The 23,796-nt window shown below is 66.2% G+C and carries 28 protein-coding genes; 15 read left to right on the top strand and 13 right to left on the bottom strand.

All coding sequences use genetic code 11. From position 1 onward, the window contains the following. Window positions 1–11: 11 nt before the first annotated feature. The 3 genes from cutA to C442_RS04655 form a co-directional block, all read right to left on the bottom strand. Window positions 12–320: a divalent-cation tolerance protein CutA gene (gene cutA, locus C442_RS04665; RefSeq protein WP_008308231.1), complete on the bottom strand. Its 309-nt coding sequence runs from the start codon at window positions 318–320 to the stop codon at window positions 12–14. Window positions 321–1,032: 712 nt separating this feature from the next. Beyond that, window positions 1,033–2,034, bottom strand: coding sequence for a glycerophosphodiester phosphodiesterase (locus C442_RS04660; RefSeq protein ID WP_008308230.1), 1,002 nt, complete (start codon window positions 2,032–2,034; stop codon window positions 1,033–1,035). A 117-nt stretch (window positions 2,035–2,151) separates the two neighbouring features. After that, a complete protein-coding gene (locus C442_RS04655; protein ID WP_008308229.1) occupies window positions 2,152–3,159 on the bottom strand; it encodes a deoxyhypusine synthase in 1,008 nt (335 codons plus the stop codon). A gap of 169 nt (window positions 3,160–3,328) precedes the next feature. Between C442_RS04655 and C442_RS04650 the strand changes: the two genes are divergently transcribed. Both C442_RS04650 and C442_RS04645 read left to right on the top strand, forming a co-directional pair. Next, entirely contained in the window at window positions 3,329–4,021 is a 693-nt protein-coding gene (locus tag C442_RS04650; protein ID WP_008308228.1) for an AzlC family ABC transporter permease, read from the top strand. Continuing rightward, window positions 4,011–4,340: an AzlD domain-containing protein gene (locus tag C442_RS04645; protein WP_008308227.1), complete on the top strand. Its 330-nt coding sequence runs from the start codon at window positions 4,011–4,013 to the stop codon at window positions 4,338–4,340. Before C442_RS04650 ends, C442_RS04645 begins: the two co-directional genes overlap by 11 nt. Here C442_RS04645 and C442_RS04640 read toward each other — a convergent pair whose 3' ends face one another. From C442_RS04640 to C442_RS04625, 4 genes are all read right to left on the bottom strand, one after another. After that, window positions 4,341–4,904 carry a SprT family zinc-dependent metalloprotease gene (locus tag C442_RS04640; RefSeq protein WP_008308226.1) on the bottom strand — a complete coding sequence of 188 codons (564 nt, stop codon included), beginning with the start codon at window positions 4,902–4,904 and terminating at the stop codon, window positions 4,341–4,343. A gap of 4 nt (window positions 4,905–4,908) precedes the next feature. Then, window positions 4,909–5,676 (bottom strand): Nif3-like dinuclear metal center hexameric protein, encoded by a 768-nt coding sequence (locus tag C442_RS04635; protein WP_008308225.1) that lies wholly within the window; start codon window positions 5,674–5,676, stop codon window positions 4,909–4,911. 51 nt (window positions 5,677–5,727) lie between these two features. Continuing rightward, complete coding sequence (locus tag C442_RS04630) at window positions 5,728–6,471, bottom strand: prolipoprotein diacylglyceryl transferase (protein WP_008308220.1); 744 nt, start codon at window positions 6,469–6,471, stop codon at window positions 5,728–5,730. 133 nt (window positions 6,472–6,604) lie between these two features. Then, the gene (locus tag C442_RS04625) at window positions 6,605–7,576 is read right to left on the bottom strand and encodes an alpha/beta fold hydrolase (RefSeq protein WP_008308218.1); all 972 of its coding nucleotides are present in this window, start codon (window positions 7,574–7,576) and stop codon (window positions 6,605–6,607) included. A gap of 105 nt (window positions 7,577–7,681) precedes the next feature. On the opposite strand from C442_RS04625, the gene C442_RS04620 reads away from it, so the two are divergent. After that, window positions 7,682–8,707, top strand: a complete 1,026-nt coding sequence (locus C442_RS04620; RefSeq protein WP_008308216.1) for an amidohydrolase family protein — start codon at window positions 7,682–7,684, stop codon at window positions 8,705–8,707. 36 nt (window positions 8,708–8,743) lie between these two features. Here the strand turns inward: C442_RS04620 and speB are convergent, their stop codons facing one another. Together speB and C442_RS04610 are read right to left on the bottom strand one after the other, a co-directional pair. Further along, window positions 8,744–9,547: an agmatinase gene (gene speB / locus C442_RS04615; protein WP_008308214.1), complete on the bottom strand. Its 804-nt coding sequence runs from the start codon at window positions 9,545–9,547 to the stop codon at window positions 8,744–8,746. Between the two features lie 2 nt (window positions 9,548–9,549). Further along, window positions 9,550–9,930: a translation initiation factor IF-5A gene (locus tag C442_RS04610; protein ID WP_008308213.1), complete on the bottom strand. Its 381-nt coding sequence runs from the start codon at window positions 9,928–9,930 to the stop codon at window positions 9,550–9,552. Window positions 9,931–10,128: 198 nt separating this feature from the next. Between C442_RS04610 and C442_RS04605 the strand changes: the two genes are divergently transcribed. The 7 genes from C442_RS04605 (at window position 10,129) to C442_RS04575 (ending at window position 15,571) form a co-directional block, all read left to right on the top strand. Next, window positions 10,129–10,767 carry an HAD family hydrolase gene (locus C442_RS04605; RefSeq protein ID WP_008308212.1) on the top strand — a complete coding sequence of 213 codons (639 nt, stop codon included), beginning with the start codon at window positions 10,129–10,131 and terminating at the stop codon, window positions 10,765–10,767. Continuing rightward, entirely contained in the window at window positions 10,761–11,684 is a 924-nt protein-coding gene (locus C442_RS04600; RefSeq protein ID WP_008308211.1) for a CobD/CbiB family cobalamin biosynthesis protein, read from the top strand. Before C442_RS04605 ends, C442_RS04600 begins: the two co-directional genes overlap by 7 nt. Continuing rightward, on the top strand, window positions 11,675–12,478 hold the full coding sequence (gene cobS / locus C442_RS04595) for an adenosylcobinamide-GDP ribazoletransferase (RefSeq protein ID WP_008308210.1): 804 nt from the start codon (window positions 11,675–11,677) through the stop codon (window positions 12,476–12,478). Before C442_RS04600 ends, cobS begins: the two co-directional genes overlap by 10 nt. Continuing rightward, a complete protein-coding gene (locus tag C442_RS04590; RefSeq protein ID WP_193363400.1) occupies window positions 12,478–13,017 on the top strand; it encodes an NTP transferase domain-containing protein in 540 nt (179 codons plus the stop codon). The genes cobS and C442_RS04590 overlap by 1 nt, the downstream gene beginning before the upstream one ends. A gap of 65 nt (window positions 13,018–13,082) precedes the next feature. Further along, entirely contained in the window at window positions 13,083–14,141 is a 1,059-nt protein-coding gene (locus C442_RS04585; protein WP_008308208.1) for a threonine-phosphate decarboxylase, read from the top strand. Beyond that, on the top strand, window positions 14,134–14,850 hold the full coding sequence (locus C442_RS04580; RefSeq protein WP_008308207.1) for an adenosylcobinamide amidohydrolase: 717 nt from the start codon (window positions 14,134–14,136) through the stop codon (window positions 14,848–14,850). Before C442_RS04585 ends, C442_RS04580 begins: the two co-directional genes overlap by 8 nt. A gap of 70 nt (window positions 14,851–14,920) precedes the next feature. Further along, window positions 14,921–15,571, top strand: a complete 651-nt coding sequence (locus tag C442_RS04575) for a cob(I)yrinic acid a,c-diamide adenosyltransferase (protein WP_008308206.1) — start codon at window positions 14,921–14,923, stop codon at window positions 15,569–15,571. Here C442_RS04575 and C442_RS22570 read toward each other — a convergent pair. Then, window positions 15,568–15,810, bottom strand: coding sequence for a hypothetical protein (locus C442_RS22570; protein ID WP_239642255.1), 243 nt, complete (start codon window positions 15,808–15,810; stop codon window positions 15,568–15,570). The genes C442_RS04575 and C442_RS22570 overlap by 4 nt on opposite strands. Before the next feature lie 194 nt (window positions 15,811–16,004). Continuing rightward, window positions 16,005–16,646, bottom strand: coding sequence for a SatD family protein (locus C442_RS04565; RefSeq protein ID WP_049942825.1), 642 nt, complete (start codon window positions 16,644–16,646; stop codon window positions 16,005–16,007). 168 nt (window positions 16,647–16,814) lie between these two features. Between C442_RS04565 and C442_RS04560 the strand changes: the two genes are divergently transcribed. From C442_RS04560 to C442_RS04540, 5 genes are all read left to right on the top strand, one after another. Further along, window positions 16,815–18,293, top strand: a complete 1,479-nt coding sequence (locus tag C442_RS04560; RefSeq protein ID WP_008308201.1) for a cobyric acid synthase — start codon at window positions 16,815–16,817, stop codon at window positions 18,291–18,293. Window positions 18,294–18,353: 60 nt separating this feature from the next. Beyond that, entirely contained in the window at window positions 18,354–19,121 is a 768-nt protein-coding gene (locus C442_RS04555; protein WP_008308199.1) for a nucleotide-binding protein, read from the top strand. Then, entirely contained in the window at window positions 19,118–19,675 is a 558-nt protein-coding gene (locus tag C442_RS04550; protein WP_008308197.1) for a hypothetical protein, read from the top strand. The genes C442_RS04555 and C442_RS04550 overlap by 4 nt, the downstream gene beginning before the upstream one ends. Window positions 19,676–19,783: 108 nt before the next feature. Further along, window positions 19,784–21,568, top strand: a complete 1,785-nt coding sequence (locus tag C442_RS04545) for an ABC transporter substrate-binding protein (RefSeq protein WP_152418433.1) — start codon at window positions 19,784–19,786, stop codon at window positions 21,566–21,568. A 3-nt stretch (window positions 21,569–21,571) separates the two neighbouring features. Continuing rightward, window positions 21,572–22,378: a phosphatase PAP2 family protein gene (locus C442_RS04540; protein ID WP_008308193.1), complete on the top strand. Its 807-nt coding sequence runs from the start codon at window positions 21,572–21,574 to the stop codon at window positions 22,376–22,378. A 13-nt stretch (window positions 22,379–22,391) separates the two neighbouring features. Here the strand turns inward: C442_RS04540 and C442_RS04535 are convergent, their stop codons facing one another. Further along, window positions 22,392–22,625: an HTH domain-containing protein gene (locus tag C442_RS04535; protein ID WP_008308192.1), complete on the bottom strand. Its 234-nt coding sequence runs from the start codon at window positions 22,623–22,625 to the stop codon at window positions 22,392–22,394. Between the two features lie 311 nt (window positions 22,626–22,936). Then, entirely contained in the window at window positions 22,937–23,752 is an 816-nt protein-coding gene (locus C442_RS04530) for a helix-turn-helix transcriptional regulator (RefSeq protein ID WP_008308191.1), read from the bottom strand. Window positions 23,753–23,796 lie beyond the last annotated feature (44 nt).

Genomic DNA, 23,796 nt, shown 5'->3' with positions numbered 1-23,796 from the left:
CATTTCAGCGGTTATTCAGCGTCCACGTTCCTGGTTCGCCAGTCCGAAAAGGGCGCAAAAATATCAGTTTCGTCAAAGCGTTCGATACACGGGACCTCGTAGGGGTGCAACTCGACAACCCGGTCGCGAAGATCGGGATACCGGTCGGCTGTCGTCTTCGCCAGGAGGATTGTCTCAGCATCGGTATGGACTTCGCCTTCCCACCGATATATCGAGTCACAGGCCACGCGGTTCACACACGCAGCAAGTCGTTCCTCAACGAGTGTCTGCGCGATCTCCGTTGCAGCGTCTTGTGGAGCTGTGATATAGATCGTCGACATCAGTTACTGCATTGGGATACACGTCTATCAGAACTCCCGCTGCTCGACTTGCGACAGAGTTAGACCGACAGAGGAAGCGTCGCCACGCGGACAGCAAATACCCTCTGACGCTCGCAGCAGTTGAACCACTACGCTCGGTCTTGCCAGTGCGGCATCCCCACAGACGCTTCTGAATTGGGACGGTGTACCGTCCACAGAATCGTAGATGTGATAGCACCGGAACATCGGTGTTCCTTGACCTCCTCCCACGCCTTCAGGCGTGGGATTCCCGCGGCACCGCACCGCTAGGTTGGGAGTTTCAGGTTTGTAGCCAGGTCGGCATGACCGGACTCCTGGCGGGGCCAAGCCGCCGTTACTCCTATCCCCGGTATGGGATTCAGAGTTACCGTGTGTCGGAATCCACAGCCAGCGGCCCGAAAAGGTGGACGTAGCGTGGCCCGAATCCCGATATTATCCGTTTATCTGGGCGGCTGATCCGCCTCGGTGTGGTCATGCATACAGTGTCACTGGTNGCTGAGTGAGGCTACAGGCGAAGCTGCCGGGTTGTCGGCTTCATCCACACCCCTGAAGGGGTGGGCTTTCGCCTTGCTCCCGCTGTAAGCACTGCATGAGCGACCGTAGGGAGCGGAGAAGCGCGCAACGAGGCCCTCGACCGGAGCCGGCCGGGGCTTTCTGGCTCTTTGAGGAAACACAACGAAAACGAGATCCGCCGTCAGTCCTGAACGGAGAGCACGCTGGGGTAGTCGGAGATGAGCCCGTCGACGCCGGCCCGGACCAGTTCGCGGGCCTGATACCACGTACTGACCGTCCAGACGTTCAGGTCCCGGTCTTCGTCGGCAGCGACTTCGGCGAGGTCGATGTCGCTCAGGTCGGAGTCGGTGTAGTCGCTGTCGTTGAAGAAAGCCGTTCCCTGAACCATATGCTGGGGAACGTTCATCGCGTCACAGTCGTAGCGGCGGGTGATTTCCAGCCCCTCTTCGATGTCGTCCCAGAAGAGGAAGGCAACGGGGACCGAGTCGTCGTAGTCGCGGACGGTCGCGAGCGCAGCTTCGTAGAACGACGAGACGAGGATGTCGTTGTCGTACTCGCTAACGAGGTCGAGCGCGCGCTCGGTGTAGGGCCGCCACACCGCTCGCTGCGCTGATAGTTCCGACTCGGACAGCGACTCAGCGAAACGGAGGTCCTGACTGCCGGGGTTCTTGAACTCCAGATTGACGGCGACGCTCGGCGGAATCGAGTCCATGACTGTTTCGAGCGTCGGAACCGTCTCCCCGGTGCCGAGAACAGTCGCGCTGGTCACAGTATCGGTGTCGGTCTCGAAGACGAGCCCATCAGCGTCGGTCAGGCCGCGCTCGCCGCCGTCGCGTTCGGCCAGCCCGTCGTCGTGAAAGGTGACGAGCGTGCCGTCGGCCGTCGGCACGACATCGACCTCGATCATGTCGGCGCGTCGGTGGGCCGTCTGGGCTCCCGGGCCACCGAACGACGAAGCCTCGACGGCTAACTCCGTGTTCTCCGGGTAGACGCCGGCGAACCCGCGATGGGCGATGAGGGTCGTGCCGTCAGTCATCGCTTCGCGCTCGCTGTCGTCCGCGTCACTGTTGGTTGTGTCAGTATCATCCGATTCCTGAGGCGTTGCGCTCCCCACGAGTCCCACGCTTGCCAGCGTCGCCGCCGTCCCTCCGACGAACGTCCGTCGGCCGATGTACCGTGACATGCTATGTACGGCTGCCGAGCGGTCGTGAAAGACCGTTTATATGAGGGATATATGCCTCTCCGTAGAAATGGCTCCCACCGGCCAGGTCTGTAGCCGGTTACGCCGGCGTGGTCACGCTTACGCGCTGTGCCGCTCGCGGGCCGCGGCCACGACCAGCGGGAGTGTAATCGTCGCGTCGGCATACACCGAGACATTCCGGGCGTCCTTTTCAAGTTTCCCCCACGAGCGAGCCTCGTCGAGCGTCGCGCCGGAGAGGCCGCCGGTGTTAGACGGGTCCATCGTCAACTGGACGGCGTAGTCGTAGGCGTCGGGCGAGACCAGCATCGTCTGGAGGACGTAGTTCTTCGGGACGCCGCCGCCGACGACCATCGCACCGGCGCTGTCGGCCTCGTACGCGATGTCGGTAATCTGTGTCATGTCCGCCAGCGCGTCGACCGTGAACTCGCTGGTCTGGGAGTACATCCACGCCTGCAAGCCCAGCACGGAGTCCTGGAAGGCCGGGCAGTACACCGGGACGTCGTTTTCGTAGGCCGCCGCCAGCACACCGGGATCTTCAGGCACGTCCTCGCGCTCGTTGACCTCGCTGTTGGCCCGGCCCAGTTCCTCCGTCATGCGCTGGATTGAGACCGCGCCCTCGTCTTCCAGCGTCGAGAACACCTCGTCCCGGAGGTGGTTCTCGAACAGGGCGAAGTGCTCCTGAGGCAGGTAGACGTTGTAGATGCGGTCGACGCCCTCGTCACGGAGCGTCTCGTCGTGTTCGCGCTCTGTCTGCCCCTCGGGCGTGACCTCGCCGTGGTGGTGCTTGCCGCCGATGGCCTCGATGCTGTCGTGGGTGCAGTTCGCCCCTGTCGTCACGAGCACGTCGATGTGGCCGTCGCGGATGAGTTCGCTGACGATGGCCCGCATTCCCGTCGGGACCATCGCACCGGCGAGGCCGAAGAAGGTCGTCACGTCGTCGTCGAGCATCTCGCTGTAGATGTCGACGGCCTCGTGGATGTCGCTCGCGCCGATGCCGGCCTCGCCGTAGCTGTCAGCCAGTTCGCCGACCGTCATTCCGGCCCGGGCTTCCGCGTGCCCGATCGGGTCGTGATGGAACGTCTCCCGCTCGTCGGTGTGGTCGCTCATTACCATGCAGTCGAATGGCGGCGGGTTTCAACGTCGTGGTTCGCCGTGACGGGTAGAGGCCGTGTGTCGACGTGCCGTCACACACCGCGGACGGCCCATGCATCGACGTGCCGTCACACACCGCGGCTGAAACGGAGGGCTTAGACGCCCCTGCGTTGGATTGGGAGCTATGGATACTGCTGCGTTCAGGCGCGGCGTTCGGGATGTTGCGCCACTGCTGCTAGGAATTATTCCGTTTGGCCTCGTTGCCGGCATCGCGACCGTCAACGCCGGGCTGGGGCTGCCGACCGCAGTCGGGCTGTCGGTGGTCGTCTTCGCCGGCGCATCACAGCTCGCGGCGCTTGAACTGCTGGGACAGAACGCACCGCTGACGGTCGTCGTCGCAACGGCCGTCGTCATCAACCTCCGATTGCTGATGTACTCGGCGTCGATTGCCCCGTACTTTCGGGAGTTCACTGGCCGGTGGAAGGCAGTGCTCGCCTACGTGTTGACCGACCAGGCGTACGCGCTGTCGGTCGCCAGCTACCGGTCAGACCGTGAAACGGACCGGAAGTGGTACTACCTCGGCGTCGCCGTGACGCTCTGGGCGGTGTGGCAGGTCACGACTATCGCCGGGGCGCTGCTCGGCACCGGCGTCCCCGACGCCTGGGGCCTCGAATTCGCTATCCCCCTCGTCTTCCTCGCGATTCTGGTCCCAGCAATCGAAGACGCAGCGACCGGCATCGCCGCTGTCGTCGGTGGAACCGTCGCCGTCGTCGGCGCTGGCCTCCCGCTCAATCTCGGACTGCTCGTCGCGGCCGGCGTTGGCATCACGGCTGGCGTTCTCACGGAATCCGCCACGGGAGGGACCGATGGCAACTAATTACGGCCCGGTTGAGATAGCCGGCGTCGTCGCTGTCATCGGCGTGTTGACCTACGCCTGTCGCCTCTCGTTCATCGCGCTGTTCGGTCGGCTGGACGAGATTCCGCCGGTCGTCGAGCGGGTGTTGCGGTTCGTCCCCGCCGCCGTCCTCGCCGCGCTCGTCCTCCCCTCGTTCGTGACACTCGACGCCAGTAGTTTCGCCGCAGACAAGTTCGTCGCCGGAGCGCTCGCGGCAGGCGTCGCCTGGCGGACCGAGGACGTGTTCGCGACGATGGTGACCGGGATGGGCGTCCTCTGGGCCATCAGGTTCCTGCTGTAGTCAGCCCAGTTCCAGTGAGGCCCCACAGCAGTCAGACCGGTACTGCTCGCGTCGCTCGACGAGCGTGCAGTCCTGATAGCGGCGGGCGACGAGGTCCCCACACGCCCCGCAGGTGAGGACGTGCTTGGGATCGGAGAAGGCCGGACAGTGGACGTCGGTGTCGAGCTGGTCGGCCCGCTCTCGAAACGCCCGGCCGTGGTCGGTCGTCCCGTCGCGCTGATATTGCTCGACGTGAATGAGTTCGTGGCGCAGTGTTGCCTCCCAGGCGTCCCGCTCGAAGGCCGAAAACGCGTCCCATGTCAGCGACACCGTGCACGGGAGCGGGCGGCCGTCGCTCCCGTCGATACTGTCCCAGTCGTACCGGTCGCCGACGGTCGCATCGTCCAGCTTCGGCCGCTTGACCGCGGCGGCCCGACGCTTGGCTCGGTGGGACACCGCCCAGTCGACGAGGTCGAACCGAATCGAGACACCGCGCTCACGGCGGACCCGTCGACAGTACTGTTGCGACCAAGCGATGAGGTCCGCATCCGAGCTAACGCCCTCGTACGAAACGACATCTGCCATCGCCTCAGAGGCCGGTCGGGCAGTCGATGTAGGTCGTCTCCAGCCCCCAGTCCTCGACGACGGTCTGGAGCGACTGAACGCCGAACGTCTCCGTCGCGTAGTGGCCGGCGAGAATGACGTGGAGTCCCTGCTCGCGCGCCTCGTGGAAGGCCTGCTGTTTCCCCTCGCCGGTGATGAGCACGTCGGCGTCCGTCTCGACTGCCTCCTGTAGCCAGTCGACGCCGCTGCCGGTGACGATGGCAACGTCCTCGATAGTCGACGGCCCGAAGTCCAGTACCTGCACTGATTGCCCGCCGGTATCGACATTTCCTTCGAGGGTTTCGGCGAGTTCGGAGATCGTCTGTGGTTCTTGCAGGGAGCCACGCTGGCCGATGTGCTCGCCGCCCATCGACCCGAACGGCGCGCGGTTGTCGAGGTCCAGCAGGTCCGCGACGCCGGCGGCGTTGCCGAGCGACTGATGGCCGTCTAGCGGGAGATGCGCGACGTACAGCGCGAGGTCGTTGTCGATGAGGGGTGCGACCCGGCGGTAGTTGGTTTCCGTCACGCGCTCCATCCCGCCCCAGACGATGCCGTGGTGGGTCACGAGCAGGTCAGCGCCCGCGTCGGCGGCGCGGTCGATGGTCTCGACGGCCGCATCTACTGCGAAGGCGACGTGCTCGACCGGCTGGCTCGCCGGCCCGACCTGCAGGCCGTTCGGACTGGCGTCGATGTCGGCGTAGGCCGCGGTGTCGAGTCGGTCGTCGAGACGCGTCGCGATGTTGCCTGCGTTCATGGCGCGGGCTTCGAGAGGGCCAGTGGTATGCTTTTCTCTACCGGCGTCGGGCTACCCGTCCGATTCGACCAGCTGGCCGTTTTCCTGGCCGATGAGGTCCCGGTCCACCGCGGCGTCGATGATGGCGTCGAACTGCTCCCCGTCGATGTCGTAAGCGTTGACCGCGACTTCGCGGATTTCCGCACGGTCGACGGGCATCTCGCGGTTCTGGAGGAGGCGCATCACCTTGTTGTACTCCAGTTTCGTCAGCGAGGGGCCATCAGCGCTGTCGTCGCTGTCCGTACCGCGCTCGGTGTCCTCGCTCCCAGTGTTCGCCGCCGAGTCACTCGACTCGGTCGGCTCCGCCGCTTGCCCGTCCGTGGTGTCCGACGCGGCCGCGTTCGTTGCATCTGGCTCCGCAGTCGCCTCCGTCGTCGCCGCTGACTGCGCCGACTGTTCCTGTCCCGCCGCGCTCCCGCCGTCGTCACCCAGCAGCGAGCCGTCGTCGGCTGGCTCGACCACGCTGTCGGTGGTCGCCTGTGCGTCGCCTGCCGGCGTTCCAGAATCGTCCAGCAGTCCCGGCGGCTCCGTGGTCCCGGCGTCGCCAGCCGTTTCCGCTGTCTCGCGGGCGTCCGCCTTCGCCGCCTCGACGGCCGGTTCGACGATGGTTGCGAGCTTCTCTCGGCAGGTCGAGCAGAGAACAACGGTCCCCTGTTTCTCGGCTTCCGGGTCCAGCGATTTCGGGATAATCGGGTATTCGGAGAGCGAGACATCGAGCGCGCCGCCACAGAAGTAACACGACGATAGCTGGTCCATGCTCCCAACCGAGATGGCCTGTTTACTAAAAGACTACTTGCTGTGTCGGATGGCGAGCGAGTGGCGACGGCCACGGCGGTCCGAACAGCACTGACACTGAGTCGTTGTTTACGATGTAATATAGTGAAAACGCTCACCTATCGAAGAACCCACGGACCAGTCCAGCGACTTCGTCACCCGGTTCCAGCCACGGCGTATGGCCGTGTCCCGGGAGTTCGTGGAACTCGGCGTCGGGCATCTTTTCCGCGACGTGGCGGCCCACATCTGTCGGGTAGAAGGCGTCCTCCGTCCCCCAGACGAACTGCGTCGGGCGGTCGACGCTTACGATTTCGTCCCGAATATCGAACAACGGGTGGGCACGGCCGTACGAGCCTTGGGCAGTCGCCAGCGACCGCTGGCTTTCCGGCCGGCCGGGCAGATCCTGGCCGGCGGCGAGCAGTTCGTAGAACACGTCGGGTATCGCTGAGGCGTCAACGACGTTGACCCGCTGCATCGACTGTCTCGCGTTCTCGACCGGGTCACCGCGGCTGAGCAGCCACAGCAGGACCCGGTTGAGGCCGCGAACCGTCAGCAGACGAAACAGGAGCGGGAGGTCCCGCGAGACGCCGCCCGGCGCGCCGACCAGTTGCAGTCGGTCCACACGGTCGTGGTCGATTGCGAGCAGAAGCGACTGCAGGCCGCCGTGAGAGTTACCGGCGACGTGGGGACGGTCGATAGCGAGGTCGTCGAGCAGTTCCAGCAAGTATGCGACCAGATACGAACGGAGGTCCCGGTCCCGGTAGCTCGGCGCGGCCGAGAGGCCGAGGCCGGGCCGGTCGGGAGCGTACACGCGGTACTCGTCGGTGAGCGCCGGGAACAGCGGGAGCCACGTCGCCGCCGGCGTCCCGACCCCGTGAAGGAGGAGGAGTGGGTCGCCGTCCTGATTCCCACCGACCAGATAGTGAACGCGACCCGCGGCGTCCGTCTCGGTCACTCTGGACTCGACGGCGAGGTCGTAGTGGTCCGCGAGACGGGCCTGTGCGTCCGCGTAGCGTCGCTCCGCCGGATGGGACCAGTCGTCTGGCGACAGCGCGCGGCCCTCGGAAACTGTGGTACTGCCACTCATACTCGAACTGTCCGGCGCCGGCCGCATCAGTCTACCGCGGCCCGGTGCTATGTGGCGAGATTGTGCCTCCATGAGACACATATAGCTCCGCCCCCTCGCTCCCATATGGAGGCTATCGAGGGGACCGTCCTCGCCGGGCGGTCGTTCGAGCCGGTCCACGGCAGCGTTGTCGTCGAGGACGGCTACATAACGGCCATCGAGGAGACGTCTGAGCGCGAGAGCGACCACGACCGCATTGTCCTGCCGGCGTTCGTGAACGCCCACACGCACGTCGGCGACTCAGTCGCCAAGGAGGCCGCTGTCGGTCTCGGCCTGGAGGAGGCAGTGGTACCACCGGACAGCCTGAAACACCAGCAGATCGCAGCGGCCGACGACGAGACGCTGATTGCCGCGATGCACCGCACACTTCGATTCATGCAGCGAACCGGCACCGCGGCGTTTCTCGACTTCCGCGAGTTCGGCGTCGACGGGGCGCGTGCGCTACGTGAGGCCGCCGAGGGGCTGGATATCGAGGACTTCATCTTCGGGAGCGATGACGCTGCGGTGCTGGACGTGGCCGACGGGTTCGGTGCCAGCGGCGCGAACGACGACGATTTCACCGCGCGGCGGACCGCCACCGAGGAGCGCGGGGTCCCGTTCGCTATCCACGCCGGCGAACCGGACGCCACTGACATACACCCGGCGCTGGATCTGGAGCCGGACCTGCTGGTCCACATGGTCCATGCCGAAGCAGAACACCTCGAACGGGTGGCCGATCAGGACGTCCCTATCGCGGTCTGTCCCCGTGCGAACCGCGTCCTTGAGGTCGGCCGACCGCCGATCGAGACGCTTCTGGAGTACACTGACGTGGCACTCGGGACTGATAATGTGATGCTCAATGCACCATCTATGTTCCGTGAGATGGAGTACACCGCGAAGACGTTCGACCTCCCCTCGCGGACGGTGCTTCGGATGGCCACGACCGCTGGGGCCGAAGCGGTCGGCCTCGACTGCGGTGTCATCGAACCCGGCCGCCGGGCCGCGCTGCTGGTCCTCGACGGCGACTCAGACAACCTCTCGGCTGTCGCCGACCCAGTCGACGCGGTTGTCCGGCGAGCGTCGCCGCTGGACATCCACCGAGTTGTCTGCTGAAGCCGACGGCGAGAATATTCCCCGATACATTTCGGCTCAGCGCTGGTCCGCGTGGGCGAACACGAACGCCCGGAGGAGTTTCGCGGCCAGCGTCGCCGTCTGACCGTCGTCGCGGTCGTTGACCTCGACTACGTCGAAGCCGACGGCCTGCGGTGCGACGGCTCTGACCACGGTGTGCATCTCCCGCGGGTCGAGGCCGAACGGTTCCGGCGTCCCGGTGCCCGGCGCGAACCCGGGGTCGGCGGCGTCGATGTCGACTGAGAGGTACACCCGTTCGTCGTCGAACCCGGGCGACCAGTCGGCCACGTCCTCGGGCGGAACCACGGTCACGTCGGCTTCGTTCGCGCGGTCCCATTCGGCTTCCGAGCCAGTGCGTGCGCCCAGCACAATCGCTTCGTCAGCCACCGAAAGCGCGTGGTGGGTCACCGTCGCGTGGGAGTACTCGTCGCCGGCGTAGGACTCGCGCAGGTCGAGATGCGCGTCCAGACAGACGAACACGTCGGGGTCGAGGGCGCGCACGCCGGCGACGGAGACGGTGTGTTCGCCGCCGACGACGAGCGGGACGGCCCCCTCGCTATCGAAATCTGAGAGGGTGCCCTGGAGGAAAGTGAGGTACTCGGCAACGTCGGCCGTGGGGCCGATGTCGCCGTGGTCGTAGACAGAACAGTCAGTGAAGTGCTGGCCGGTGCGGTGGTCGTAATCGTCGAACTGCTGGCCGAACTGGCGGATGCGGCGTGGGCCGAACCGTGTCCCGGGGCGAAACGACGTCGACGCGTCGAGTGGTGCACCCACGAGCGCGTAGTCGGCCGCCCCGCGGTCGGCCCCCGCACCGGGCAACATCGTTACGAGCGTGTGATCTTGCGCTGTTCCTCGTACTGGAGGTACTCGATCTCGTCGTCGGGCTGGAGGTCGATGTCCTCGGGGACCCGCATCGTGAACGTGTCGTACGTGTCGAGGTCCATGACCTGAGCGTCGTTGCCGTCGGTAGAGACGACCTGCCCCTGCTTTCGGTTGACAATCGGGACCCAGACCTTTGCGTCGACAGGCTGGGACAGCGAGCGCTTCTTGCTGTCGAAGACGCCCTTGGCGTCGATTCGGGCCTTGGCGCTGCCGTGCTTGCCCGGCTTGGCCGTGCTGTAAGAGTTGATCTTACACGGCGTGTCCTCGATCATGACGTAGCTTCCTTCGTCGAGCTCTCGAACTTCGGTCTGCTCTCTTGCCATACCGCCGGATTACCCCTGTTTAGGTATAAACGGTTTGGAATGCCTCAAGCCAGGTCTTCGCTACTGCCGCTCTGTCGGTGGGCGTCCGCCGTGGTTGGGTTTCGACCGGTCTGAACGGCCCGACAGCAGCACCGAGTCCCACGGCGGTTCCTGATCCGACCCCCACAGTTCAAGTGAGCTTGCACTAACCACACAAACGTGGCACTCTCGTTCGACCTGTTCGGGACGCTCGTCGCGGCAGACCGGCCGTCAGAGCCGTGGGACGCCGTTGCGGAGACGCTCTCGGCCCGGTCGGTTCGGGTACCCGACGACTGGGAGGACGCCTATCGCTCGGCCCACCGCGAGTACGACCGCGGCCGGGAAGCGCCGCTGGACGAGCACGTTCGCCTCGCGCTTGCCAGCCGCGGAGTCGAGGTTGCTGCGGAGACGGCGACCGAGGCCGTCCTCGATGCCTTCGACAGCCCGGTGACGGTCCGCGAGGGAGCCATCGACGCGCTGGACGCCGCAGCACAGCGTGGTCCGGTCGCTGTCTGTTCGAACTGCAGCGTCCCGGGATTGGTCGAGCGAACGCTGGAGCGAGCGGCTATCGAATCGCAGCGCGACCACTCCTTCGGCGCCGTCGTCACCAGCGTCGGCTGCGGCTGGCGGAAGCCGCATCCGAATATTTTCGAGGCAACTGCCGACGCACTCGACGTGGCGCTTGCCGACCTCGTCCACGTCGGCGACGACGCCCGAACGGACGGCGGCGCGGGCCGTGTGGGCGCGCAGTCGATTCTGCTGGAGGACCACTCGCTGCCGGCGATAGCCGAGAAGCTCCGGGAGGGAACGCTGTGTTGAGCGCGCTGGCGGTGGCCGTCGCCGGCGGGCTGGAACTCGCAATCGGTGAGCCGCCGACCCGCTTGCATCCCGTTGCGTGGTTCGGACGGCTCGTCGGGGCGGTCGACCGCGAGTGGGACCACCCGCTTGCGGTCGGGGCGCTCGCCGCGGCGCTGTTGCCGCTCGGAGCCGCCACGCTGGTCGGCGCAGGCGTCGCACTCGCTACCACTCGCGAACCGCTGGCCGCCGCAGCCCTCGCCGGCCTCGCGCTGTTCCTGACCACGAGCCTTCGCAGTCTCCTTTCGGCCGCTCGGGGCGTCATCGCCGACAGCGACACTGACCTCCCGGCTGCTCGGGACGGGCTGCTCGCACTTGCTGGTCGCGACGCCAGCGCGCTCTCTGCGGGCGAGGTCCGCAGCGCCGCCGTCGAGAGCACATCAGAGAATCTCGCCGACGGGCTCGTCGCGTCGCTGGCCGCGTTCGTCCTGGGTGGAACCGCCGCTACGGGCGTCGGCCTTCCAGCGCTTCCCGTCGCTGTCGGTGCAGCGGCCTGGGTCAAGGCCGTCAACACGATGGACTCGATGCTTGGCTACCGCTCGAAACGCGTCGGGACGCCCGCGGCGCGGCTCGACGACGCCGTGATGTGGCTCCCGGCGCGGGCGAGTGCGCTCCTGCTCGCCCTCGCCTGTGGGTCGCCCCGGTCGGTGGCCCAAGCCCGGGACTGGCTGGACGGCGTTCCATCGCCGAACTCCGGGTGGCCGATGGGGACGGCCGCCGCGGCGCTGGACGTTCGACTCGAAAAGCCGGGCGTGTACGTCCTGAACCCCGCAGGACGCCTCCCCGACGTGGCGACGGCCCAGCGCAGTGTGACGCGGGTCGGCGTCGCCGGGGTGCTGGCGTACCTGCTGTCTGGACTGGGGGTGCTCGCGTGGTTCTGAGCGCGGTCCGGGGGGCGCTCGGGTTCCTCTCGCGGCTTCCGGTCGGCCACAGCGAACAGGCGTGGGAGGCCTTCGTCGGGACGCCGGCGGCGTTCCCGCTGGCCGGCTACGTCGTCGGCGGCCTCGTCGCACTCCCGTTCCTCGCCGCCAGCCTGCTCCCGGCCCCGGTCGTCGCCGCAGCGTACCTCGGAAGTGTCGTCCTCGTCACCGGCGTCAACCACGCCGACGGCCTCGCCGACCTCGGGGACGCCGCTGTCGTCCACGGCGACCCCGCGGAGCGCCGCGACGTGATGCGGGACACGACTGTCGGCGTCGGGGCCGTCCTCGCGCTGGGGACCGTCCTCCTCGCGCTGGCGTTTGGCGCGCTGGCCGCTGCCGGGCTCCCGCCGCTGGTCGCTGTCGCGCTGGTCCTCGCCGCCGAGGTGGGGGCGAAACTCGCGATGGCGACGCTGGCCTGCGTCGGACGCCCGAGCCATGAGGGATTCGGGTCGACGGTTATCAACGGGAACAGCCCACGCCACCTCGTCGGCTCGCTCGCCGTCGCACTCCCGGCCGCTGCCGTCGCCGTTCCGTCCACTGCAGTCGCAGTTCTGACCGGCCCGCTGCTCGCTCTCGGCCTCTCTGGCTGGGCTGACCGGCGACTGGGCGGCGTCAGCGGCGACACGTTCGGCGCGGCCAACGAACTCACGCGCGCCGTCGCGCTCCACGTCGGCGTCGCCGCGTGGTCGCTCTTCGGCGGCGTCCGGTCGGTACCGCTCGTCGACTGGGAGGTGCTCGCATGGACGCTCTGGTGATGTGTGGCGGGCGCGGGACGCGGCTGGACACCGAGGCCGAGAAACCGCTCTTTCGGGTCGGCGGTGTCCCAATGGTCGACCGGGTCGTCGGCGCACTGGAAGACAGTTCTGTCGAAAGAGTTATCGCTGTAACGTCGCCGAACGCACCGGAAACGCAGTCACATCTGGACGTGCCCTGTATCGAGACGCCGGGTGAGGGGTACGTCGCCGACCTCGACAGCGCGCTGGCCGACGGCCGACTCGCCCGGCCGGTGCTGACCGTCGCCGCCGACCTGCCGCTGCTTGACGGCGAGATAGTGGACCGCGTGCTCGACGAGCACAACGGGGGCTCGCTGACGGTTCTAGTCCCGGCCTCGCTGAAGCGCGGGCTGGGAGTCAGCGACGACACGACGTTCGAAAACGGCGACAGGGAGGTCGCGCCGACGGGCGTCAACGTCGTCGGCGATGGCCCCGACGACGCCTGGCTCACGCGGGACCGACGCGTCGCGGTCAACGTCAACACGCTCGCTGACGCGCGCGTGGCTGAGCAATGGCTGTAACGACGTGGGGGCGGAGGCCGACCGCCGCGAAACCTTCTCCACACCGCCCGCCGTAGCCCCCGTCAATGGACCCTGATTCGGTCGAGGGCTTGCGGGCGAGTGGCGGCGACGGGGCCGAGGACGCCATCGGGCCGGACGGGCGCGTCCCACACGGTAGCAGCGACGACCCGGACCTGCTGGATTTCAGCGCGAACACGAACCCCCGCGTCCCGGCGGACGCCGCGGAGACGTACCGGGCGGCGTTCGAGGCCGCCCGCTCGTATCCGGCGGACGACTACCCCGAGTTCCGAGCGGCCGCAGCGGCCTTCGTCGACTGCGAGCCGGCGCAGGTGATACCCACGGCCGGCGGCCTCGAAGCGATACGCCTGGCGATCCAGACGACGGTCCGGGCGGGCGAGAGCGTCCTCGTCCCGTATCCCAGTTTCGGCGAGTACGCCCGCGAGGTCCGGCTCCAGGGCGGGACGCCGGAGTTCGTCCCACACGACGACCTGCTGACCGCCGACCCGTACGGTCATGCGCTCGCCATCGTCTGCAACCCGAACAATCCGACCGGCGAAGCGGCCGACCCGTCGGCGCTCCGGGCCTTCGCCGACGACTGTCTCAACGCTGGGACGACGCTGCTGGTCGACGAGGCCTTTCTCGGCTTTACCGACGAGCAGTCGCTGGCGGGCCGTGAGGGCGTCATCGTCGCGCGCTCGCTGACGAAACTGTTCGGCCTCCCCGGCATCCGGATGGGCTACGCCGTCGGTTCGGGCGAGGCCCGTGACCGACTCGCAACCGCGCGACGCGCCTGGTCGATGAGCGCGCCGGCGGCCGCGGTCGGCACACACTGCTACGGACAGACCGAGTTCGTTTCGGAGACGAAGGCCCGCGTCGCCGAGGAGCGCGTGCGGATGCGGGAGCGGCTGAAAACACGGTTCGACGTGTGCCCCTCCGATGCGCCGTTCATGTTGTTGTCGGTCAGCGACGCCGACGAGTCTGTCGACGACATCCTTGCCTCGGCTCGCGAGGCTGGTATCGCACTCCGGGACGCGCGGACGTTCCGCGGGCTGAACTCGCACATCCGCGTCGCCGTCAGAGCCCCCGGAGAAAACGACCGGCTGCTGGACGCGCTGGATGTTTGAGACGACCGTTCGGGACGGCGTCTGTCAGCTCCGCCGCGAGGGTGCTCGATGGCTTTCGACGGCGTGGGACGGGGGCTATCGGACCGCAGACGCCGTCTACAACGTCACCGTACCCGAGGGGTTCGAGCGGACCGACCTCGACGCCTACCGTGCGGAGCGACTGTCCGCGACCGGTTTCCCCCTCGGCCCGGCGCTGCTCACCGGCGTGCATATGGAGCACGCCCGCTGTGCCCGGAGCGGCCCGGTGTCGGTGCTGGCGACCGCGGGCCTCTCGAACCCCGCGGCGTTGCCGATGTCGGGAGCAGACGAAGCGGTCGACTCCGACGGAACAGCATCGAATCCGGCAGACAGCCCCGACTGGCGTCCCGGCACGGTCAATCTCGTCGCCGGCGTCGACCGCGCGCTGGACGACGGCGCGCTGGCAACGCTACTCGCCACGGCTGTCGAGGCGAAGGCCGCGACGCTACTCGACGCAGCGGGCGTGCCCGGAACCACCTCAGACGCCGCCATCGTCGGCTGTGTCCCGAGCGCTGAGTCCGCACCGTTCGCCGGCAGCGCAACAGAAATCGGGGCCGCCGCTCGCGTCTGTGTCCGCGACGCTATCCGGTCGAGTCTCGCCGCCCGCTACGACGGCGACAGCCTGCCGACCGTGGAGGATGCGGCATACGGCGTGGTTACAGAGCGCGAGACTGAGGTTTTCGAACCGTGAAGAGGGAGGGGTTCCCGACGGCGGTCCTTGAGACCGAACGGCTAAACAGAATCCGATCCAACAGAGGGGCATGAGCGACAACACGGCCGGACCGACCGCCGAACCGATCAGTCCGAGCGCGCCCGAGGAGTTCGGGCTGGTGCAGGTCTGGTGGGGCGACGGCAAAGGGAAGACGACGGCGGCGCTGGGGATGGCGACCCGCGCCGTCGGCCACGGCTACCGCGTCCACCTCCTGCAGTTCATGAAAGGCGGGACCAGCACCGTCGAAGACGTGCGCGGGGAGTACAACGCTATCGCCGCCCTCCCGGGCTTTTCCTACGAGAACGCCGGCCACTACGGCTGGCACGGCTTCCTCGACGGGAGCGAGGACGACGAGCACGAGGCCCGCGCGAAGGGGGCACTCGACCGCGCACAGGAACTCGTTCAGGCCAGCGCCGACGCCGACCTCTCGACGCCGCGGGACGCCGACGGGCCGCCAGAGGAGGGCGTCAATATGCTCGTCTTCGACGAGATTCTCTACGCCGCGAACCGCGGCCTCGTCGATCCGGCGGACGTGATTGGGCTCATCGAAGCAAAGCCCGACGACCTCGAACTGGTCCTGACGGGCGGGCACGAGCGACCAGAATTTCTGACCGACCATGCCGATCTCATAACGGAAGTCAACAAGGAGAAACACCCCATCGACGCCGGGCAGGGCGCGCGGAAGGGAACGGAGTTCTAGACGGTTCCAAGCAGATAGTCAAGACAGACGCCGAAGACTAGCGAGTACGTCACGTTGGCGATACTCCCCGTGAGATAATACGTCGTGTTCCCACTGGAGATGTCTTGCCAGCGGACAATTGACTTTGCAGTGAACACCAGCCCTAGTGCCGTGTATGCGCCGAGTAGCGTCAACGTGAGTATCAGAATATTCTCTACTTTCCCGACCGCACGTCCCGTATCCGCTTCTTTTTCACTCACATCGGCACCGGCGTATTGGAGAGCAGCGGATACCATGGTCCCACTTGTCGACAGCAACAGAGCGTACCCGGCACCAACTACGACCGCTGAGCGAAATGAGATAGACGAAATCAAATCACCGGTCGCCCAGACAAGACCAAGAATAGCACCGACTGTGACTACGGCCGACGCTGGTGTCCGCCAACTCACAGAACTCATTCCCAGACCTCTGTCATGGCCGCTTCAAGATTTGCTTCGGTTGACAGTACCATCTCCGCCTTTGCCCGCGAAAGCGTCTGTGAGACGGCCTGAATCGATACGTCTCGGTCGTCAGCCAACGCCTGCATACTCTTTCTTTCGCGGTACTCACGAACGATCGACGCCTGGTGTGGCGTCCATTCCTGTTTCCACGCAAACAGTAGGTGTATCTGGTCGGCAAGCAGCGAAAGTAGCCAAGACTTCACGACAGGATCGTGCAGCGCAACGGCCCGACCGTTTTCCGTGATGTCAGCTAGCAACGTATCTGCTTTGTGGAACGCAGGGCCATCCATCTCTGAAACCTCGCTCGTTGTCATCCCCACGTCAACTTCTCCGTGGACAACCGCAAACCGAATCGCAGTCGGGTGTATCGATTCGGTGATTTCCCGGATAGCGCGGTAAGCATGTCCAGGGTTTCTGATGACTCCTCCGACCTCGTCAACCCCCTTCAACACCGAGAACGGCGCAACCGTCTGGTCGGCGAGTGCGTCGGTCGCTCGTGACACGCCCTGATTGAGCGACGCCCGCAACGCCTCTCTATCTGTGACCGACCGTGACTCGATGACATCACCGATGATGACGCACCATCGCTCCGACATAGTCATCGACTCAACCCGATATCGTTTACTTGTTTTGGTTAAACCGTTTCACGTTGAGTACCGTGTGAACGGCTAATCCGGATTCAGTTGATTGGGCAGTATTAAATCGATATGGGTTTAGTGATCTGAGCGAAAGACACCAGTGCGTTCGTCTCCCAACACAGCCTGATGGCCCACACGCTGCTGGTCGCCGGGACGGCGAGCCACGTCGGCAAGTCGACCGTCGCGGCCGGGCTCTGTCGCTATCTGGCCGACCGTGGCGTCTCGGTCGCGCCGTTCAAGGCCCAGAACATGAGCAACAACGCCCGGGCGACACCCGGCGGCGAAGTCGGCGTCTCGCAGTACGTCCAGGCCCGCGCGGCCGGCGTCGCGCCGTCGACCGACCACAATCCAGTTCTGCTGAAGCCGCGGGGCGACGGCGAGTCGCAACTGATTCTGGACGGTGAGGCGGTCGGGCATTTTGAGGCCCGGGGGTACTACGACGAACACTGGGGGGACGCCCTCGATGTTGCTCGCGCGGCCCACGGCCGACTCACCGAGTCTCACGACGTGATCGTCGCCGAGGGCGCGGGCTCTATCGCAGAAATCAATCTCCACGACCGCGACCTGGCGAACGTCGAAACGGCGCGCTTCGCCGACGCCGACGTGTTGCTCGTCGCCGACATCGAGCGCGGCGGCGTCTTTGCCTCGCTCGTCGGGACGCTGGAACTGGTCCCCGACGACATCCGGGACCAAGTGGCCGGCGCGGTCATCACGAAGTTCCGCGGGGACCGGTCGCTGCTTGCCCCCGGCATCGACGAGTTCGAGGACCGGACCGGCGTCCCCGTTCTCGGCGTCCTCCCGTACGACGACCCGGGGCTCCCAGAGGAGGACAGCGTCGCGCTGCCGCCGGTCGGCGAGCGATCCGTCGTCGGCGCTGACGACGGCGTCCCCGGCGACGAGAGCATTACCGTCGCCGTCCCGCGGCTCCCGCGCATCTCGAACTTCACCGATCTGGAGCCACTCGCCCGCGAACCCGGCGTCAGGGTGGCCTACGTTCCGCCCGACGCCACGCTCGACGAGTTCGACGCGGTGGTCCTGCCGGGGAGCAAGAACACGGTTGACGACCTGCTGGCGCTCACCAACGCGGGCTTTGGCGACCGCCTCCAGTCGTTCGACGGCCCCGTCGTCGGCCTCTGTGGCGGCTACCAGATGCTCGGCGAGGCAATTACGAACGCCGCCATCGAGGGGACCGGCGACACGGACCGGGTCGAGGGGCTGGGCTTGCTCCCCGTGACGACCGAGTTCAGCGAATCGAAAACGGTCGAGCACGTCCAGCGGGACCTCGACGGCGTCGGGCCGCTCTCGGGCGCGAGCGGGACCGTCGAGGGCTACGAGATCCACATGGGCGACTCGACGCTGACCGACGAGGCGGCCCGGCCGTTCGACGGCGACGGGGCGGCGACCGACAGCGTTCTCGGCACATACCTCCACGACCTCTTCGTCAACGAGATTGCCAGAGGTGCCTTCGTGCGAAATGCGTTCGAGAGTGCTGGTATTGACTCCCCAGCGGCAAACGAGCGAGAGAGCGGCGACCCGTACGAGCGAGCCGCCGGCCTCGTCGCCGACCACGTCGACCTCGGCCCGCTCGGACTGGCCGATTGGTGACCGTTTGATACTCCTTCAAATTCCGGAAATTTATATACACCTAGCTCGCAATATTCTCCAATGGTCGAAGTGTTCGCGGTCGCCAGTGGGAAGGGCGGGACTGGCAAGACGACGAGCACCGTCGCCCTCGGGATGGCGCTGGCCGACCGCTACGACGTGACGGTGGTCGACGCCGACACGGGCATGGCGAACCTCCTCTTTCACGCCGGCCTCTCCGACGCCGAGACGACGCTGCACGACGTGCTGGCCGACGACGCGCCCGTCGAGGCGGCAGCGTACGACCGGTTCGGGCTGACTGTCGTTCCCTGTGGCACGAGCCTCGACGGGTTCAGGGACGCCGACCCGGACCGGCTCCGGGACGTGGTTGCGACGCTCGCAGAAGACACGGATGTCATCCTGCTGGACTCGCCGCCGGCGCTCGACAGCCGGACCGCCGTCCTTCCGATCGTGCTGGCAGACCGCATTGTCGTCGTCCTCCAGCCGACGATTCCAGCCATCTCGGACGGGCTGAAGGTCCAGGAGTACGCGACGACCTACGACACGGACGTAGCGGGCCTCCTGTTCAACAAAGTCCGCGAGTCCGAGTCCATCGAACAGGTCTCGGAGAAGACCGAGCGGTACTTCGACGGGCCGACGCTGGCCGCGGTCCCCGAAAGCGAGCGGGCCCGTGAGGCACGGCGTGCTGGCCGGCCGCTGCTTGCCCACGCTCCCGAATGCGAGGCGGCGACGGCCTACCGAGCGGCCGCCGAATCGCTCACCGTGCGGGATGGGGCGGCCGCCGACGCCGCCGACCGGTTCCAGAGCGCCGTCATCCCCGAGTCACTATGAAGTTGCCCCGCGGCCGACTCGACAAGTCCCGCGTCGTCACGGACCCGCGGGACACGCTCGCCGACGTGCTCGACCGCGAACTGACCGGCTACGCCGTCTTCGAGTCCCAGGAGACGCTCCTGCTCGACGGCGAGGGGCGGGGCGTCATCACGTTCACTGACGGCGTCCCCGTGCTGGTCTATCACACCGGCACGGACCGCGGTGGGCCGCCGGCGCTCGCGGACCTCGCCGTCCCCGGGCCGTACCACGTCTCGCTGTACGCACTCGACAACGCCGACCTCGAATCGGCACACGAAGCAGCCGACCTCCGAGTCCCGCCCGGGATGCCCGCCGAACGGCTGGGCGGCGACCCGGCACTGGCCGACAGTACGCGACGGGCGGCCCCCGACGAGCGGCTATCAGCGATGGGCGACGGCGACGCGGCAGCAGCCGAGGACGGACCCGCCGAACAGAGTGCCGTCGAAGCGTTCCTCGACGATGCGGAGAAAATCGAGGCCATCAAGGACCAAGCACGTTCGGAGGCCCGCGAACGCGCTCAGCAGTGGGAGTTCTGAGTGCATTGGCGGCACCGCTTGCGTGGGGTTTTATCCCGTGACAGCAGCACCCGGGAGCCGTCGGAAGTACAGAGTGTTATATAGGAGGACGTGTTGACCCATAAATATATGTGCGGAGCCAGCCGGTTGTCGCGGACCACCTCCAGACGAGCAGTACTGGGGAGCGCAGCGGCCGGGCTGGCGGCGACGAGCGGCTGTATGCAGCGGCTGCGGACGCTCGCAGGAAACAAAGAATCCCCCGCCGTCTCGCTCTCGATCAAGACGCGCCCGGCGGACGAGGACCCCGGTGCGATGCACATCGCACGCCAGCTGGAGACGTGGTTCGATACCGCCGGTGTCGACACCACCGTTCAGCCGGTGACTGCGACGGAACTGTACCGCCAGACCCTCCTCAACCACGAGTTCGACGCGTTCGTCGCCCGCTACCCCTACCGACAGATCACGGCGGACTCGTTGTACTCGCTGGTCCACTCGTCGTTTGCCGCCGAGCGCGGCTGGCAGAACCCCTTCGGGTTCGCCGATCTCGAAGTCGACGAACTGCTGACGGCACAGCGCCGCCAGTCCGACGACCGCCGAGCCGAGACGCTGGCGTCGCTCCAGAAGCAACTGGCGAACGCCTGCCCGTTTCTCGTCATCGGCACGCCGGACAGCATCCGCGCGGCGAACACGACACGCTTCAGCGGGTGGACCGGCGCGTTCGGGAAGTCACCGTTACGGCTGTTAACCCTCGACCGGGCTGACCCGGAGGCGACGACGCTCAGACTCGTGACGACGGATAGCCGCGTCACGCGGAACCTCAATCCGTTGATGGCCCCGTTCCGTCGGCGTGGCCGGATTACGAGCCTCGTGTACGACTCGCTCGCGCGACAGTATCAGGGTGGGCTAATCCCCTGGGCGGGGGTCGACTGGGAGTGGGACACGTCCCGGCCCGACGGGCCAGTACTGCGAGTCACACTGCGTGACGACCTCCAGTGGCACGACGGCGAGGCACTGACCGCGGCGGACGTGGCGTTCACCTACCGGATGGTGGCCGACACCTCGCTCGGGACCTTCGAGCAGGCGGTGCCGCCGACGCGGTACCGCGGCCGCGCCACAGTGGTGACCGCGGCTACCGCCATCGACGAGCGGACGGTCGAACTCACCTGTACGGACTGCAGTCGTGCAGTCGCGGAGCGGGCACTCACCGCGCCGCTGTTGGCCGAACACGTCTGGCGCGAGCGGGCGAGCGAGGCCGACATCGGCGGGGTCGGCATCGGTGCCGCGACGACGGAAGCGCTCGTGACTGATGCCATCCCTCCGGTCGGGAGCGGCCCGCTCCAGTTCGACACCGCGAGCGACCGCGAGTCGCTGCGGCTGACCCTGTTCGAGGACCACTTCAGAACGACGATTGATCCCGCGGACAGCGTCGCAGCGAGCGCGCTCGACCCGCCCTTTGACGCGGTCGAGGTCGGGTTCGTCGGCTCGGATTCCACTGCCGTCGAACTCGTCGAGAGCGGCGACGCCGATGCGACCGCTGTCGGCGTCGGTTCGGACCTCGTTCGGACTATCGGGCGGGCCGACGACCTCACGCTGTTGCTGGACCAAGGCGACTCGTTTTACTTTCTGGGGTTCAACGTCCGGTCCGCGCCGCTGTCGAACTCGCGGTTCCGGAACCTCCTGTCCCACCTCGTCGACCGCCAGTATCTCGTCGACACCGTGTTCGACGGCTACGCGACACCGGCTGTCAGTCCGCTCGCAGGGACAGGACAGGTGCCGGAGACGTTGCAGTGGGGGCCAGGTGGCACAGTCACTCCGTTTCTCGGGTCCGACGGCGAACTGGACACGGAGCAGGTCCGGTCGGCGTTCCGGGAGGCCGGCTATCGGTACGACACGGGTACGCTCCTCCAATCGTAGCGTATGAACGTCGTCTCTGTCTTCTCCGAGGTCGCTGTCGTCGTCTCGCTGTTGCTTGCCGTCGGTGTCGCCGGTATCGTCGGCCCGGACCGCATTCGGTCGGAACTGCCGGCGCTACGGACGCGGCTCCGTCAGGCGGCCCGTCCACTGCTCTTACTCGGGGCTGTGCTGGCCGCCAACAGCGTCGTCCGTGATTTCGGCGTCGGGCTGTCCTGGCTCATCGGCAGCAACATCACGAAGACGATCTACGCCATCGAAGGGTCGTTCGTCGCCTCGCTCCAGTCGCTCGCACCGGCGTGGTTCACACTGTATCTGGGGTTCGTGTACGTGTACGGCTACGCGTTCCTGCTGGTGTTTCCGCTGGTGCTGACGCTGCTGTTGGCAAACACACGCTATCTCAAGGAGACCGCGTTTGCCTACACGGTCAACTACGTCATCGGCCTGCTCTGTTACGTGCTGTTCGTCGCGTACGGCCCGCGGAACTTCGCGCCGGATACGGTCGAACCGCTCCTGTACGACACGATACCCCGCTTTCAGCTAGTGACGAGCCAGGTCAACGCCAACACGAACGTCTTCCCGTCGCTGCACACGTCGCTGTCGGTGACAGTCGCACTCATGGCCTACCGCCTCCGGGCCGAATATCCGCGCTGGCTCCCGGTCGCAACGTGCCTGGCCGGCAGCGTCGTCCTCTCGACGATGGTGCTTGGTATCCACTGGGCGACCGACGTAGTCTTTGGAGTCCTGCTCGGAGCCCTCAGTGTGTACGTCGCGACACGCCCTCGGTTTCACTCCGAAAACGAATCGTCGTGACGGCACATCCGCATCAATCCGCTCGCACGGGGATCCACCACACCCGCGACCGGCCCCCGACTTTCTTGCTCGTGATATCTGTCTCTGATTCGAGGTCGTGGAGTTTGTTCAGTGCAGTCCGTCGCGAACAGCCGAGTCTGTCCGCCACCTCCGACGCCGTGAGTGGCTCCGCGTAATCGTTTCGGTGTCTGAACACCTCGATAACGTCCGATTCAGTGTACTGAATCTCCCGTCCAGGCGGAGACATACTTCTGTCAACGATTGCCACATACTTATACTGTCGGCTATTATTTCATTCTGGGTGAAAGTATAGAAACACAGCCCGTTGTTGTCGCAAAACGATCCGGACGTCGGATCAGAATAGCATGAACGTTCTAAGCTGTTACAGCCCCTGTAACATGTTTTGTGTCCCGAAACAGTTACAGCGAATAAGTATAGGCCCCCACCGGCTATACCATGCTCCGGGGATACGCCATCCCGCCCTCCAGTGAGTGCTGGCGCGCCGACCAGTGCTCCCTTCGGCCCTTCCACACCGGATTCCATCCGTGAGCGACTGGATTATTGCTTGTTTTCTTGCACCGACAGGACCGATTCAAGCGGCTGTGACCGCGCTCTGTATCGGTCGAACACCGTCTCAGCCCAGCTATACACCGCTGTGGCGTCGGATTCGGCTATCGCCCGGACGTTGTTCCGGTCGTCGTAGGCCGCCAGACAGACCCGCGAGCGGTCCAGCGCGAGGCCAATATCAAGCGGAGTATCGTGGACGTACGTATCGATGTTCTCGTGTTCGACACCTCGATCCAGCGCGTCTGCGAAGTCCGACGCTGACCGTTCGAGGACGCTGTGGTCGATGATGAACTCGATATGCGTCCCCGTTTCGAGCAGGTCCACCGCGACATCGTTGAACACCGACGTCACGATCGGCGAGATGGCCCGAACGTCGCCGTCGACCTCGTGCAGCCAGTCCGTGAACCGATCAATCGCGGCCAGCGGGTTCTGTTCGGAACTCGTCGTGAGACAATCGGGGTCTAACAGCTCCGCCGGGAGGTCCGCTGCGATGGAACCCAGGTGGGCGGCCAGCGGACCGACCACCCGAGCCCGTTCGACCTCGCTCATGAGTGCCGAGTACTGGTCCAACACCCGATGTCCAGTCACCGTGAGCCGGTACTCGCCGTCCCGTTTGACGACCCACTGCCGCTCGGAGAAGCCCGCGAGTATCCGCTGGATCGTGGTGCGAGTCGCGTCCACCGCATCGCACAGATCGGTCGGCCGCGCCGGACGCTCCCGGATCTGGGCCAGCACCGCGAACCGCTGTGGTGACCCAGTAAGGAACTGGCAGTCCTCGAAAACGGTGTCGTCCGGACCCTCCGCCATTGGATACGTCTGTGTGCGCGACCGTCTTAGCCTCTTTGGCGTTT

This window comes from Haloarcula amylolytica JCM 13557, from assembly GCF_000336615.1.
Taxonomy (GTDB): Archaea; Halobacteriota; Halobacteria; order Halobacteriales; family Haloarculaceae; genus Haloarcula; species Haloarcula amylolytica.
The sequence above is the reverse complement of the archived record's forward strand: the minus strand, read 5'-3'. Positions and strand labels throughout refer to the sequence as shown.

Bases quoted from the DNA above. Each gene is read 5' to 3' on its own strand.
- cutA (WP_008308231.1), bottom strand. From the start codon at position 320: ATGTCGACGATCTATATCACAGCTCCACAAGACGCTGCAACGGAGATC.
- C442_RS04660 (WP_008308230.1), bottom strand. From the start codon at position 2,034: ATGTCACGGTACATCGGCCGACGGACGTTCGTCGGAGGGACGGCGGCG.
- C442_RS04655 (WP_008308229.1), bottom strand. From the start codon at position 3,159: ATGAGCGACCACACCGACGAGCGGGAGACGTTCCATCACGACCCGATC.
- C442_RS04650 (WP_008308228.1), top strand. From the start codon at position 3,329: ATGGATACTGCTGCGTTCAGGCGCGGCGTTCGGGATGTTGCGCCACTG.
- C442_RS04645 (WP_008308227.1), top strand. From the start codon at position 4,011: ATGGCAACTAATTACGGCCCGGTTGAGATAGCCGGCGTCGTCGCTGTC.
- C442_RS04640 (WP_008308226.1), bottom strand. From the start codon at position 4,904: ATGGCAGATGTCGTTTCGTACGAGGGCGTTAGCTCGGATGCGGACCTC.
- C442_RS04635 (WP_008308225.1), bottom strand. From the start codon at position 5,676: ATGAACGCAGGCAACATCGCGACGCGTCTCGACGACCGACTCGACACC.
- C442_RS04630 (WP_008308220.1), bottom strand. From the start codon at position 6,471: ATGGACCAGCTATCGTCGTGTTACTTCTGTGGCGGCGCGCTCGATGTC.
- C442_RS04625 (WP_008308218.1), bottom strand. From the start codon at position 7,576: ATGAGTGGCAGTACCACAGTTTCCGAGGGCCGCGCGCTGTCGCCAGAC.
- C442_RS04620 (WP_008308216.1), top strand. From the start codon at position 7,682: ATGGAGGCTATCGAGGGGACCGTCCTCGCCGGGCGGTCGTTCGAGCCG.
- speB (WP_008308214.1), bottom strand. From the start codon at position 9,547: ATGTTGCCCGGTGCGGGGGCCGACCGCGGGGCGGCCGACTACGCGCTC.
- C442_RS04610 (WP_008308213.1), bottom strand. From the start codon at position 9,930: ATGGCAAGAGAGCAGACCGAAGTTCGAGAGCTCGACGAAGGAAGCTAC.
- C442_RS04590 (WP_193363400.1), top strand. From the start codon at position 12,478: ATGTGTGGCGGGCGCGGGACGCGGCTGGACACCGAGGCCGAGAAACCG.
- C442_RS04585 (WP_008308208.1), top strand. From the start codon at position 13,083: ATGGACCCTGATTCGGTCGAGGGCTTGCGGGCGAGTGGCGGCGACGGG.
- C442_RS04580 (WP_008308207.1), top strand. From the start codon at position 14,134: ATGTTTGAGACGACCGTTCGGGACGGCGTCTGTCAGCTCCGCCGCGAG.
- C442_RS04575 (WP_008308206.1), top strand. From the start codon at position 14,921: ATGAGCGACAACACGGCCGGACCGACCGCCGAACCGATCAGTCCGAGC.
- C442_RS04565 (WP_049942825.1), bottom strand. From the start codon at position 16,646: ATGTCGGAGCGATGGTGCGTCATCATCGGTGATGTCATCGAGTCACGG.
- C442_RS04560 (WP_008308201.1), top strand. From the start codon at position 16,815: ATGGCCCACACGCTGCTGGTCGCCGGGACGGCGAGCCACGTCGGCAAG.
- C442_RS04555 (WP_008308199.1), top strand. From the start codon at position 18,354: ATGGTCGAAGTGTTCGCGGTCGCCAGTGGGAAGGGCGGGACTGGCAAG.
- C442_RS04550 (WP_008308197.1), top strand. From the start codon at position 19,118: ATGAAGTTGCCCCGCGGCCGACTCGACAAGTCCCGCGTCGTCACGGAC.
- C442_RS04545 (WP_152418433.1), top strand. From the start codon at position 19,784: ATGTGCGGAGCCAGCCGGTTGTCGCGGACCACCTCCAGACGAGCAGTA.
- C442_RS04540 (WP_008308193.1), top strand. From the start codon at position 21,572: ATGAACGTCGTCTCTGTCTTCTCCGAGGTCGCTGTCGTCGTCTCGCTG.
- C442_RS04535 (WP_008308192.1), bottom strand. From the start codon at position 22,625: ATGTCTCCGCCTGGACGGGAGATTCAGTACACTGAATCGGACGTTATC.
- C442_RS04530 (WP_008308191.1), bottom strand. From the start codon at position 23,752: ATGGCGGAGGGTCCGGACGACACCGTTTTCGAGGACTGCCAGTTCCTT.